This window comes from Streptomyces sp. NPDC111520, from assembly GCF_055635295.1.
Map to the genome: position 1 here is coordinate 1 of NZ_JBVKBW010000035.1, position 12,093 is coordinate 12,093.

General features: G+C 72.6%; 10 protein-coding genes. 2 read left to right on the forward strand and 8 right to left on the reverse strand.

Annotated elements, in window-relative coordinates; translation table 11 throughout:
* Positions 1-284, forward strand: a 284-nt coding sequence (locus ACZ7MY_RS41160; RefSeq protein ID WP_499611064.1) for a hypothetical protein, incomplete at its 5' end; no start/stop codon positions are given.
* Between the two features lie 190 nt (positions 285-474).
* Here the strand turns inward: ACZ7MY_RS41160 and ACZ7MY_RS41165 are convergent.
* On the reverse strand, positions 475-1,482 hold the full coding sequence (locus ACZ7MY_RS41165) for a stage II sporulation protein M (protein WP_499611066.1): 1,008 nt from the start codon (positions 1,480-1,482) through the stop codon (positions 475-477).
* Positions 1,483-1,576: 94 nt separating this feature from the next.
* Between ACZ7MY_RS41165 and ACZ7MY_RS41170 the strand changes: the two genes are divergently transcribed.
* A complete protein-coding gene (locus tag ACZ7MY_RS41170) occupies positions 1,577-2,608 on the forward strand; it encodes an RDD family protein (RefSeq protein ID WP_499611068.1) in 1,032 nt (343 codons plus the stop codon).
* Positions 2,609-2,633: 25 nt separating this feature from the next.
* Here ACZ7MY_RS41170 and ACZ7MY_RS41175 read toward each other — a convergent pair whose 3' ends face one another.
* The 7 genes from ACZ7MY_RS41175 to ACZ7MY_RS41205 form a co-directional block, all read right to left on the reverse strand.
* Positions 2,634-3,257: a hypothetical protein gene (locus ACZ7MY_RS41175; RefSeq protein WP_499611070.1), complete on the reverse strand. Its 624-nt coding sequence runs from the start codon at positions 3,255-3,257 to the stop codon at positions 2,634-2,636.
* A gap of 129 nt (positions 3,258-3,386) precedes the next feature.
* Positions 3,387-4,838 (reverse strand): adenosylhomocysteinase, encoded by a 1,452-nt coding sequence (gene ahcY / locus ACZ7MY_RS41180; protein ID WP_499611073.1) that lies wholly within the window; start codon positions 4,836-4,838, stop codon positions 3,387-3,389.
* A gap of 238 nt (positions 4,839-5,076) precedes the next feature.
* Positions 5,077-6,021 carry a cation diffusion facilitator family transporter gene (locus ACZ7MY_RS41185; RefSeq protein WP_499611076.1) on the reverse strand — a complete coding sequence of 315 codons (945 nt, stop codon included), beginning with the start codon at positions 6,019-6,021 and terminating at the stop codon, positions 5,077-5,079.
* A gap of 95 nt (positions 6,022-6,116) precedes the next feature.
* A complete protein-coding gene (manA, locus tag ACZ7MY_RS41190; protein WP_499611079.1) occupies positions 6,117-7,325 on the reverse strand; it encodes a mannose-6-phosphate isomerase, class I in 1,209 nt (402 codons plus the stop codon).
* A 4-nt stretch (positions 7,326-7,329) separates the two neighbouring features.
* A complete protein-coding gene (locus tag ACZ7MY_RS41195; protein ID WP_499611082.1) occupies positions 7,330-8,481 on the reverse strand; it encodes an SIS domain-containing protein in 1,152 nt (383 codons plus the stop codon).
* A 145-nt stretch (positions 8,482-8,626) separates the two neighbouring features.
* Complete coding sequence (locus ACZ7MY_RS41200; RefSeq protein ID WP_431967699.1) at positions 8,627-8,806, reverse strand: Trm112 family protein; 180 nt, start codon at positions 8,804-8,806, stop codon at positions 8,627-8,629.
* A 188-nt stretch (positions 8,807-8,994) separates the two neighbouring features.
* Positions 8,995-10,353, reverse strand: coding sequence for a phosphomannomutase/phosphoglucomutase (locus ACZ7MY_RS41205; RefSeq protein ID WP_499611086.1), 1,359 nt, complete (start codon positions 10,351-10,353; stop codon positions 8,995-8,997).
* Between the last annotated feature and the right edge of the window lie 1,740 nt (positions 10,354-12,093).

The following is a 12,093-nucleotide window of genomic DNA, read 5'->3' on the forward strand; positions in this document are numbered from 1 at the left end:
TGGCGTTGACTTTTGGCACGCTGTTGAGTTCTCAAGGAACGGAAGCTTCCTTCGAGACCGTCTCACCGGCCCCTCCGGGCTTTCCCTTCGTTGTCTCCAACCTTACCAGATCCGTTTCGCGTTTCCGCTCTCCGTTTCCGGCCCCCTATTGGAGCGGGGTTTTTGTCTTCGGGCTTTCGCCTTTCGACGTCTCCGACTTTATCAGACTCTTTCGGGCCCGATTACCGCCGGAGTTTGCCTCTATGAACAGCGACACAAAAGACCACTCAGAAAGTTCTTTCTGAGAGGTGCTGTGCGATCGATGGTCTTTCGAAGCGGGCTAGATCCTAGCCGCTGGCCTCCGAACGTCTCCGTTCGTGGCAACTTCTCGAATCTACCTCCCCACGCCACCCGTGTCAACAGGTGTCTTGGGGCGAAGAGGAGACTAGCAGGTCAGCCACCGCAGATGCACATCGCCGGCGTCGGCCGAACGGGTCATACCGCGGTGGGCAGGACGTCGCTGCGGTCGCCGCGTTCCAGGTCGCCCGTCTCGCCTGCGAGGGCGGCTCGGCGCCCCACGACGAAGACGTAGACGAGGAAAAGCAGCTCGGCGGTCACGCCGATGCCGATGCGGGCCCAGGTGGGGAGGCCGGAAGGGGTCACGAACCCTTCGATGGCGCCGGAGACGAAGAGGACGGCGGCCAGGCCTATGGCCATGCCGATGGCGGCCCGGCCTTCTTCGGCCAACGCCGTACGGCGGGGACGCGGGCCGGGGTCGATGACGGTCCAGCCGAGGCGGAGTCCCGTACCGGCCGCGACGAACACCGCGGTCAGTTCGAGGAGACCGTGTGGGAGGACCAGCCCGAGGAAGGTGTCGAGGCGGCCCGCGGAGCCCATGAGGCCCAGTCCGAGACCGAGGTTGAGCATGTTCTCGAAGAGGACGTAGAGGACCGGCAGCCCCAGGAAGACACCGAGGACCAGGCAGTAGCCGGCGGCCATGGCGTTGTTCGTCCACACCTGGGCCGCGAAGGAGGCGGCGGGGTGGCTGGAGTAGTACGTCTCGTACTCGCCGCCCGGTCGGGTCAGGGCGCGCAGTTCCTCGGGGGCGGCGATGGCGGACTGGACCTCGGGGTGGGTGGCGACCCACCAGCCGATGAGTGCGGCGACCGCGGTGGAGGCGAGCGCGGTGGGGACCCACCAGTGGCGTGAGCGGTAGACCGCGGCGGGGAAGACCCGGGTGAAGAAGAGGACCGCGTCGCGCCAGCCGGGGGTGCGGGCGCCGGTGACGGCGCTGCGGGCGCGGGCTACGAGGGTCGTGAGGCGTCCGACGAGTGCGGGGTCGGGCGCGCTGGACTGGACGAGGGAGAGGTGGGTGGCGGCGCGTTGGTAGAGGGTGACGAGTTCGTCGGCCTCCTCCCCGGTGAGGCGTCGCCGCCGGCGCAGCAGGGCGTCGAGCCGGTCCCACTCGTGGCGGTGGGCGGCTGCGAAGACGTCGAGGTCCATGGGCGCTGCTCCTGGCTGGCCGGGGAGGTCCCAGCTTGGCAGAAGGGGCAGACTGGGCGCTCCGGGTCCGGGGTGGGCAGGAGGAGGTTCCCGCATGACTGAGGCGAGCGCGGTGGACGGTGCCGGGCGTCTGGTGACCGGTGAGGCCGTCGAGCTGGGGTTGCACACGGCGAAGCTGCCGAGCCGGGCGCTGGCGGCGGCGCTGGACGGGGTCGTGTACATCGGCGGTTATCTGGTCGTCTCGATCGTGCTGGCGGTGGCGACGGCGTCGATGGACGACGCGGCGGTCGCCGCGGTGTACGTGGCCTCCTTGCTGCTGGTGCTGATCGGGGTGCCGATCGCGGTGGAGACGCTGACGCGGGGGCGGTCGCTGGGGAAGCTCGCCTGCGGGTTGCGGGTGGTGCGCGACGACGGCGGACCGATCCGGTTCCGGCACGCGCTGGTGCGGGGGGCGGTCGGGGTCGTGGAGATCCAGATGTTCCTCGGGGTGATCGCGTGCATCGCCTCGCTGGTGTCGGCGCGCGGGCGGCGGGTCGGGGACGTGTTCGCGGGGACGCTGGTGGTGCGGGAGCGGATTCCGGTGCCGCGGGCGGCGCGGCCGTTGCCGCCCGCGCCGCCATGGCTTGCGGGGCAGTTGGCGGGGGTGGACCTGTCGGCGGTGCCGGAGGGGCTGTGGCTGGCGGTGCGGCAGTTCCTGTCGCGGGTGCACCAGCTGGACCCGCAGGTGGGCTGGTCGATGGCGGAGCGGCTCGCGGGCGATGTGGTGGCGTGCACGGGGGCGCCGGTGCCGGAGGGGACGCCGCGGGCGGCGTTCCTGGCCGCGGTGGTCGCGGAGCGGCAGGCGCGGGACGCGCGCCGGGTCTTCGGTGCTCCGGTCGGCGGGCCGGTGGAAGCGGGGGCGTTCGGGGTGGTGGAGCCGGGGAAGGGTCCTGCGGACGGGTCGGCGCCGGCGGGCTGGGGGACGCCCGGTCCGGACGGCGGGGCGCGGGAGGACGTTCTGCCGCCGGTGCGCGGGGAGCAGGCTCCGCGGGGGCCGGTGGCACCGGGGGCCTCTTCTCCGTCCTCGTCCCCTTCGCCCTCGTCCCCTTCGCCGTCGTCGTCGACGGGCTTCGCGCCTCCGGCCTGAGGTGTGCCGGGGCGCCGGGGTGTCATCAGTCCGTCGTCGGGAACACGGACGGGGGTGACTCGAGGTCCTCGAGTTCGATGCCCGGGGCGGACAGGACGACATCGCCGGCGATGTGGACGGTGTGTTGTTCACCGGTCTCCAGGTCGTTGACCTGGTACTCGTCCACGAGCAGGGGGGCGTTGTCAGTGGGGTGTGCTTCGCTCTTGATCAGTGCCCACGACTGGTCGAGGGTGCGGGGTGCGAGCACGGGGGGCTGGAATGCCACGAGACGTACGCGGGTGGCCGGGGAGCCGGGGCGGAGGCGGAGCAGCCGCGCGGTGGCGATGTAGAACGCGGGGGACGCGCCCGTGAAGGCGTGGCCGGGGACGTTGCCCTCCTGAGCGTGTTCGCCGGAGGGGTCGGTGCGGACCCAGGTGAGGCCGTCGAGGGCGGCGCCGCGGACCTGCCAGCCCCCGGCGTGCAGTTCGAGGCGGATGGGGCGGCCGAGTTCGTCGACGGTGAGGTCGACGGAGCCGGCGTGGCCGCCGTCGGGGTGGATGTTCTGGGCGGTGTAGCGCCAGCCGGTGGGGCCGGTGGCGCAGTGGAAGTGTTCTTCGCCGAGGGGGGTGTGGTCGTGGGTGTCGTGGAACGAGTAGCGGCCGCGGGGCATGGTTCGACCTTACAAAGCGGGCCGGGGCCCGACGGGGCAGGCCCCCGCCGGGGGCGGGGGCCTGCGGGGTGGCTCCTGTGGTGCCTGCCGGACCACTGCCGCGCCGTCGCGCGGGCGGCCCGGGCGGCGTCAGTAGCGGTAGTGGTCCGGCTTGTAGGGGCCCTCGACCGGGACGCCGATGTAGGCGGCCTGCTCCGGGCGGAGGGTGGTGAGCTTGACGCCGAGGGCGTCGAGGTGGAGCCGGGCGACCTTCTCGTCGAGCTGCTTGGGCAGGACGTAGACGCCGATCGGGTACTCCTCGGGCTTGGTGAACAGCTCGATCTGGGCCAGGGTCTGGTCCGAGAAGGAGTTGGACATCACGAACGAGGGGTGGCCGGTGGCGTTGCCCAGGTTGAGCAGGCGGCCCTCGGACAGCACGATCAGGACCTTGCCGTCGGAGAAGGTCCAGGTGTGGACCTGGGGCTTGACCTCGTCCTTGACGACGCCGGGGATCTTGGCGAGGCCGGCCATGTCGATCTCGTTGTCGAAGTGGCCGATGTTGCCGACGATCGCCTGGTGCTTCATGCGCTGCATGTGCTCGGCGAGGATGATGTCGCGATTGCCGGTGGTGGTGACGAAGATGTCGGCGGTCTCCACCACGTCCTCGAGCACGGTGACCTGGTAGCCGTCCATCGCGGCCTGGAGGGCGTTGATGGGGTCGATCTCGGTGACGATGACGCGGGCGCCCTGGCCGCGCAGCGATTCGGCGCAGCCCTTGCCGACGTCGCCGTAGCCGCAGACGACGGCGACCTTGCCGCCGATGAGGACGTCGGTGGCGCGGTTGATGCCGTCGATGAGGGAGTGGCGGCAGCCGTACTTGTTGTCGAACTTCGACTTGGTGACGGCGTCGTTGACGTTGATCGCCGGGAAGAGCAGGGTGCCGTCGCGCTGCATCTCGTAGAGGCGGTGGACGCCGGTGGTGGTCTCCTCGGTGACGCCGCGGATCTCGGAGGAGAGCTGGGTCCACTTCTGGGGGTTCTCGCCGAGGGTGCGGTTGAGGAGCAGCAGGATCTGCTCGTACTCCTCGCTGTCGGCGGTGGAGGGGTCGGGGGCCTGGCCGGCCTTCTCGAACTCGACGCCCTTGTGGACGAGGAGGGTGGCGTCGCCACCGTCGTCGAGGATCATGTTCGGGCCGCCGGTGGGCACGTCGGGCCAGGTGAGGGCCTGCTCCGTGCACCACCAGTACTCGGCGAGGGTCTCGCCCTTCCAGGCGAAGACGGGGATGCCCTGCGGGTTCTCGGGGGTGCCGTGGGGGCCGACGGCGATGGCCGCGGCGGCGTGGTCCTGCGTGGAGAAGATGTTGCAGGAGGCCCAGCGGACCTGGGCGCCGAGGGCAGCGAGGGTCTCGATGAGTACGGCGGTCTGCACGGTCATGTGCAGGGAGCCGGTGATGCGGGCGCCGGCCAGCGGCTGGGAGGCCGCGTACTCCTCGCGGATGGCCATGAGGCCGGGCATCTCGTGCTCGGCGAGGGTGATCTCCTTGCGGCCGAAGGCGGCCAGGGAGAGGTCGGCGACCTTGAAGTCGTTGTTGACGGGGGACATGCAGTCTCCTCGTGGGGTGCTTCCAGAACGGACATCGGCTTTCCGCTGCGGGGCGTGGGAAGGCATGGGGACATGCGTATCCCTCGACCGCAGCTCAGCCCGTCGGAGGCCCTCTCTCCCTCGGCCGGCCCGTGTCCGGACCGCCCGACCGCCATCAGCAGCGACGTCTGGCTAGTGACGAATCTACACCGAGTGGCCGGGCGCGTCCGGAAGGTGCGCGGAGGTCGTGCGGGGCGGGTCAGTCCGCCGCGGGGGCGGTGGGGGCGGCGGACTGCTCGCGGTAGATGTCGGGTTCGAGGTAGATGACGCGGGCGATGGGCTCGGCCTCGCGGATGCGGGCTTCGGCGGCGTCGATGGCGCGGGCCACCTCGGTGGCGGTGTCGTCGTGCTGGACGGCGATCTTGGCGGCGACGAGGAGTTCGTCGGGGCCGAGGTGGAGGGTGCGCATGTGGATCACGCGGGTGACGGTGTCGCCGGCGACGATGGCCTCGCGGATGCGGGCGACGACCTCGGGGCCGGCCGCCTCGCCGAGGAGCAGCGACTTGGTCTCGGAGGCGAGGACGAGCGCGATGGCGACGAGGAGGACGCCGATGCAGAGGGTGCCGATGCCGTCCCAGATGCCGTCGCCGGTGAGCAGGGACAGGCCTACGCCGACGAGGGCGAGCACGAGGCCGACGAGCGCGCCGAAGTCCTCGAGGAGGACGACGGGGAGCTCGGGGGCCTTGGCGGTGCGGATGAACTGGCCCCAGCTCTGCTTGCCGCGGAGCAGGTTGGATTCCTTGATCGCGGTGCGGAAGGAGAAGCCCTCGGCGATGATCGCGAAGACCAGGACGCTGATAGGCCAGTACCAGGCATCGATCTCGTGGGGGTGCTGGACCTTCTCGTAGCCCTCGTAGAGCGCGAAGACGCCACCGATGGTGAACAGCACGATGGAGACGAGGAAGCCGTAGATGTACCGTTCACGGCCGTAGCCGAAGGGGTGTTCCTCGGTGGCCTTCTTCTGGGCCTTCTTGCCACCGAGCAGGAGCAGCGCCTGGTTGCCCGAGTCCGCCACCGAGTGCACGCCCTCGGCGAGCATCGACGAGGAGCCGCTGAAGGCGAACGCCACGAACTTGCTCACCGCGATGGCGAGGTTGGCGCCCAATGCGGCGACGATCGCCTTGGTTCCGCCTGACGCGCTCATAGGTGCTGGTGGTCCCTTCCCTCGGCCCTGGTCTTTGCCCGGTCTTTACGGCGTTACGGCGGGACATTCTTGCAGGCCGTGGTTCACGGGGTGCGTCAGGCCACCACGGTGGCCCGGAAGACGGTTCCCTCGCCGGTGAGTTCGACCCGCTCGCCTGCGGGAACGTAGGCGGACTGGCCGCGGCCCAGGGTGAGTTCGGGTGCCGTGGGCTCGCCGGGCGTGCGCAGGGTGGCGGTGCCCTCGGTGCAGAGCAGGATCTGGGGGGTGCGGTCGTGGGGTGTGCGGGGGGCGGCGCCGGCGGCGAGCGAGTAGCGGGAGAGCCTGAACTCGTCGATGGGGGTGGCGTAGAGCTCCTCGCCGTCCGGGGACGCCTCGGGGCGCAGGACGCCCGCGTCGCCGGCCTGGAAGCGGACGATGCGCAGCAGTTCGGGGATGTCGACGTGCTTGGGGGTGAGGCCGCAGCGCAGGACGTTGTCGGAGTTGGCCATGATCTCGACGCCGAGGCCGCTGAGGTAGGCGTGGGGTATGCCGGCGCCGAGGAAGAGCGCCTCGCCGGGCTGGAGGCGCACGTGGTTGAGGAGCATGGCGGCGATGACTCCGGGGTCGCCCGGGTAGGCGTGGGCGATGGCGGCGTAGGCGGCGTACGCGTCGGCGTACGGTCCGTCCTCGGTGGCGAGGCGGGCGGCGGCCTCGGCGGCCTCGTCCACGGCGCCTGCCATGGCGTCGCGTTCGGCTCCGAGCACGGCGGTGAGGACCTCGCGGAGCGCGGCCTCCTCGGGGTGGGCGCGCAGGATGTCGGCGTAGGGCTTGAGGGAGTCCACGCCGAGGCCGGTGAGGAGGGCCGCGGTCTCCTCGGGGTGGCGGAAGCCGCACAGTCCCTCGAAGGGGGTGAGCGCGACGATCATCTCCGGCTTGTGGTTGGCGTCCTTGTAGTTGCGGTGCGGGGCGTCGACGGGGATGCCGCGGGCCTCTTCGTCGGCGAAGCCGGCGGCGGCCTGGACGAGGTCGGGGTGCACCTGCAGGGAGAGGGGGGAGCCGGCGGCGAGGAGCTTGAGCAGGAAGGGCAGCCGGGGGCCGAAGCGTTCGACGGCGGGGGCGCCGAGTTCGCCGCCGGGGTCGGCGGTGATGACCTGGTCGAGCGGGACCGGACCGTTGCCGCGGTCGATGCGGGAGGGGGCGCCGGGGTGGGCGCCCATCCAGAGTTCGGCCTGCGGCTCGCCCGTGGGGGTGGTGCCGAGCAGTTCGGGGATGGCGGTGGCCGATCCCCAGGCGTACGGGCGGATGGTGTTGGTCAGGCGGTCCATGCGGTCATGATCTCCCGGTGGAGGTGATGGCGAGGTAAACGGAGGCGAAATCCGCGACGGCGAGGAGTTCGACGGCGGATTCCAGGTCCCCCCCTTCGGCGGGGGCGAGTTCGCTCATCGGGGTGTCGTGGGTCGTGGCGAGTTCGCGGGCGAGCGGGGCGGAGCTCGCGGCGACGTTGCCGGGGCGGTGCATCAGCACCACGCGCAGGCGGAGGTCCTCGGGCTCGTCGACGCGGTCGCGGAAGAAGTCCTCGGGGTCGAGGGCGCCGGCCAGGGAGCCGGCGAGCAGCGCGCCGTGGGTGTCGAGCGCCTCGGGGAGTTCGCCGTGCAGGGCGGGGCGGCCGGCGCGGGCGGCGATGGCCGCGGCGAAACGCCGGGCGGCGACGGCGGCCACCGGTCCCTCGCTCCACATCACCGGCAGGGATTCGGCGAGTTCGGAGGCGAGTGCCTTGGCGGGGTTGCTGTAGGTGGCGGTCGCGGGGCCGCAACGGCCGGCGACGTCGTCGAGGCGGTCGGCGGCGCGCTCGATGGCGTCGGGCGGCGCGGCGAACAGACCGATGCGGTCGCCGAGGGCGAGCAGCGGGGTGAGCAGCGCCCAGAAGGCGCCGAGGTCCTCCGCGGGGTCGGCGGCCTCGCCGAGGACTCCCGCTACGGACGCCGGGTCGGGGGCGGGGGCGTACGGCAGGACCATGCCCCGTACCTGCTGGATCGCCTCGGCGATGGGTGAGCCGGCGGGGACGACGGCGGCGGCGGTGCAGCCGCGGCGGTAGGCCTGCTCGATGAGGTCGGCCAGGCCGGCCTCGGTGCCCGCGGGGCTGGCGATGAGCAGCAGGTCGAGGGGGCCGGCCCAGCCGGGGAGGTTCCACCGCAGGTCGTACGGGGCGGGGCCGGTGGGGTGCAGGGACAGCACGGGTCCGCTGCCGTTGCCGAGGGCGGCCAGCAGTTCGGCGACGGCGGCGACGGCCACGGCGCCGGGCCCGGCGACGAGGACGCTGCGGGGGCGGCCGTCGGGCTTGAGCTCGCCGACGCCTGCCTCCTGGGCGAGGCGGGCGGCGGTGCGGACGCGGGCGCCGGCGGCGGCGACGCCGAGGAGGAGGCCGCGGGTGTCGGCGCGGGCGAGGGCGTCGGGGTCGTCGAGCAGCGTCTCGTCCAGCATCGGGGGTGACCTCCGGTCCGGTCCGGTCATGTCGGGTGTCGCGGTGGCGCCGTGCGGTGCGGCGCGGGTGGTCTGCGGGCGGGGGCCGCCGTGGCGGTGGCTGCCGGGCGGGGCGGGCGCGCGGCAGCGGGCGGTCCGGGTCGCGTTACGCGGGGCGGCGGGCCTCGTCGACGAGGAGGACGGGGATGTCGTCGCGCACGGGGTAGGCCAGGCCGCAGTCGGCGGAGGTGCAGGTGAGCTCGGTGGCCTCGACGTCCTCGCGCAGCGGCGCGTGGCAGGCGGGGCAGGCGAGGATCTCCAGGAGGCTGGCTTCGACGAGCGGCATGGGTGGCGTCTCCCCTGTGTTCGTGGTGTCGTCGTGGTTTCCGGGTGTCCGCCGTGTGCGGGCGTACACGTCCGGACCGGCGGATTCAGCCTATCGCCGGGGGCTCCGGCCCGCGTGACCGTGTCGGGGACCCCGGCTCCCGCCGGAGGAGCGCGCCGCGTGCGCCGCCTCCTCCGGCGGGACGGCCGTCAGGCGCGGACGATGGCGAGGACCTCGTCGCGGACGCGGGCCATGAGCTCGGCGTCGCGGGCCTCCACGTTGAGGCGCAGCAGCGGCTCGGTGTTGGAGGGGCGGAGGTTGAACCACCAGCCGTCGCCCGTGACCGTGAGGCCGTCGAGCTCGTCGGTTCCGGTGCCCGGGGCGTCGACGTAGGCAGCGCGGACGGCGGCGGTGCGGCCTGCCTGGTCGTCGACGGCGGTGTTGATCTCGCCGGAGGCGGCGTAGCGGTCGTACTCGGCGACGAGCGCGGACAGCGGGCCGTCCTGGCCGCCGAGGGCGGCGAGGACGTGGAGCGCGGCGAGCATGCCGGTGTCGGCGTTCCAGAAGTCGCGGAAGTAGTAGTGCGCGGAGTGCTCGCCACCGAAGACGGCGCCGGTGCGGGCCATCTCCTGCTTGATGAAGGAGTGGCCGACGCGGGTGCGGACGGGCGTCCCGCCGTGCTCCTTGACGACCTCCGGCACGGTCCACGAGGTGATCAGGTTGTGGATGACGGTGGAGCCGGGGTGCTTGGCCAGTTCGCGGGCGGCGACGAGGGCGGTGATCGCGGACGGGGAGACGGGCTCGCCGCGCTCGTCGACGACGAAGCAGCGGTCGGCGTCGCCGTCGAAGGCGATGCCGATGTCGGCGCCGGTCTCCCGCACCTTCTCCTGCAGGTCGACGATGTTCTTGGGGTCGAGGGGGTTGGCCTCGTGGTTGGGGAAGGTGCCGTCGAGCTCGAAGTACATCGGGACGAGGTCGAGGGGCAGGCCGTCGAAGACGGTGGGGACGGTGTGCCCGCCCATGCCGTTGCCGGCGTCGACGACGACCTTGAGGTGCCGGATGGAGCCGAGGTCGACCAGGGTGCGCAGGTGGGTGGCGTACTCGGCGAGCATGTCCCGCTGGGTGACCTCGCCGGGGGTGGCGTCGCTCGCCGGGAGGCCGGTCTCGGACCACTGCTCGACGAGCTCGCGGATCTCGGTGAGACCGGTGTCCTGGCCCACGGGGGCGGCGCCGGCGCGGCACATCTTGATGCCGTTGTACTGCGCCGGGTTGTGGCTGGCGGTGAACATCGCGCCGGGCAGGTCGAGCCTGCCGCTGGCGAAGTACAGCTGGTCGGTGGAGCACAGGCCGATCTCGGTGACCTTCGCGCCGCGCGAGGCGGCGCCACGGGCGAAGGCCCGGGACAGGCCCGGCGAGGAGGGCCGCATGTCGTGGCCCGTCACGATCGCGTCGGCGCCGGTCACGGTCACGAAGGCCGCGCCGAAGAGCTCGGCGAGCGGCTCGCCCCATTGGTCGGGGACGACACCGCGGACGTCGTACGCCTTCACGAGCTGGGAGAGGTCGGTCACCGCATGTGCTCCGCTCTGGAATCCGGTTGCCGGTGGATGGATCGTGGCAAGAGCCAACCTACCGGGCGGATCCGAACGGGCCGACGCGGATGCCGAGCGAGCGCGGGCCGGGGGGTGCGCGGCGGGGGCGCCTGTTGTTTGCGGGGCGGCCGTCGGCCCCTGGGGGCTCTTCTGCGGAGAACGGTGTGCCGTGCAGGGCCCCCGGCGGTGTCTTCGGCGAGCGGGGCAAGGCGGGCAGGGGCAGGACGTTGCGCGGGGCGCCCCAGTCAGCCGCGAACACGGCGACGGCTCTCTGGTCCGCGACGCCGGACGTGCCAGCCGGAGGACCCGTCAGGAGCCGGGACCGGCGCGAGAGCCGAACGGGCGGACGGGGAGCACAGGTCGAAAGACGGACGCGGGGCGGCCGGTCGTGCCGGCCGGCCCACGGGGTCCGGCAGACGACAGACCAGCGCGCCGCCCCCAAATCGCGCCTGGGCCGAGGAGCGTCGGTCCACAAGGTGCGGTCGGGCCGCAGGCAGATGGGGGTCGGCGTAACGAGGGCAGGCCTGCGGAGAACAGTGTGTCGCGCGGGAGGCGCTGCGCGAGCAGCGAGTCGGTGCTAACCCTGCTCTCCGTGAGCGCGGCACGGCTGCGCGGGCGTCGCGGTCCGCCGAGGGCGCGCGCCAGCACTCCCGCCCCGGGCGGGTGGGGCGAGGCGCACCGGTGGGGATGCTGCCCGCCTGCCGCGGGGGCGTCTGGAGGCCCCTGGGGGTCGCCTCTGCAGAGAGCGCTACGCGGAAGAGCGTCGGGCCGGTGCAGTAGTCAGCCCGGGACTGCCGGGAGCGGGACGTCGAGGTCCACCGCGAGCGCGGCCGCCCGCGGCCGGAGGTGCCGATCAGGATTCGGGGACAGGGCAGTTGGGTGCCCGGCCGGCATTCCAGCCGGGGTGCCGGCAGGAGCGGGGTCAGCATGGCGACGGCCCGGGACGCGTCACGGGTCACGAGACGGACGGGGAGCGGTGGAACACCGGTCAGGAGACTGTTGCCGCAGGTACCAGACCGAGGTGCTGGGGTGTCGGCGAGGAGGTGGCCGAGGAGACCTGTCAGGGATGCCAGCCGGGCGGAGGCGCCGACGTCGGGGGACGGTCGCGGGGTCCCGTGAAGGTCGGGCCTGCCCGGAGGCCCACGGCCGGGTTCAGTTGGGAGATGGACGAGGAGAGGCCGGGCGTGCCTGCCGGGGATGCCGATCAGGAGTCAGACGCGAGGTGCCGTCCCCGAGGGTGCGGGTCGGCGAGCCCTGCAGGAATCGGGCCGGCGTGAAGGCGCTGGACGGGTAGGGCCGCAGGCGCCGGTCAAGAGGCGGACACAAGGCGGCCGGTCGTGCCGATCGGAGTTACCACCCCGGAGTGCCGCGGGACCAGCGAAGAGGCAGTCGACAGCGCCGGTCAGGATTCGCACCGAACGTGCCCGCCCAGGGATGCCGGCCGGGAAGTCCACCACGCGCCGGACCACCGCCGAGGACCGGGACAGGTAGGGCAAGAGATGCCGGGCGGCAGAGGGACACGGGCCGACCGGAGGTATCACCTGAGGGGCAGGCGAAAAGCGACCGCCGGTCCCGGTCAGGAGTCGCACGCAAGGTGCCAGCCCCGGGCGCCGGCCGGGAAGTCCGCCACGCGCCGAACCACCGCCGAGGACCGGACGGATAGGGCCACAGGTGCCAGTCAGGAGATGGACACAAGGCGGCCGGTCGTACCCGGCCGGA

What these genes read in the sequence shown, in the direction of transcription:
- ACZ7MY_RS41165 (WP_499611066.1), bottom strand. Translation starts at nt 1,482, where the DNA reads ATGGACCTCGACGTCTTCGCAGCCGCCCACCGCCACGAGTGGGACCGG.
- ACZ7MY_RS41170 (WP_499611068.1), top strand. Translation starts at nt 1,577, where the DNA reads ATGACTGAGGCGAGCGCGGTGGACGGTGCCGGGCGTCTGGTGACCGGT.
- ACZ7MY_RS41175 (WP_499611070.1), bottom strand. Translation starts at nt 3,257, where the DNA reads ATGCCCCGCGGCCGCTACTCGTTCCACGACACCCACGACCACACCCCC.
- ahcY (WP_499611073.1), bottom strand. Translation starts at nt 4,838, where the DNA reads ATGTCCCCCGTCAACAACGACTTCAAGGTCGCCGACCTCTCCCTGGCC.
- ACZ7MY_RS41185 (WP_499611076.1), bottom strand. Translation starts at nt 6,021, where the DNA reads ATGAGCGCGTCAGGCGGAACCAAGGCGATCGTCGCCGCATTGGGCGCC.
- manA (WP_499611079.1), bottom strand. Translation starts at nt 7,325, where the DNA reads ATGGACCGCCTGACCAACACCATCCGCCCGTACGCCTGGGGATCGGCC.
- ACZ7MY_RS41195 (WP_499611082.1), bottom strand. Translation starts at nt 8,481, where the DNA reads ATGCTGGACGAGACGCTGCTCGACGACCCCGACGCCCTCGCCCGCGCC.
- ACZ7MY_RS41200 (WP_431967699.1), bottom strand. Translation starts at nt 8,806, where the DNA reads ATGCCGCTCGTCGAAGCCAGCCTCCTGGAGATCCTCGCCTGCCCCGCC.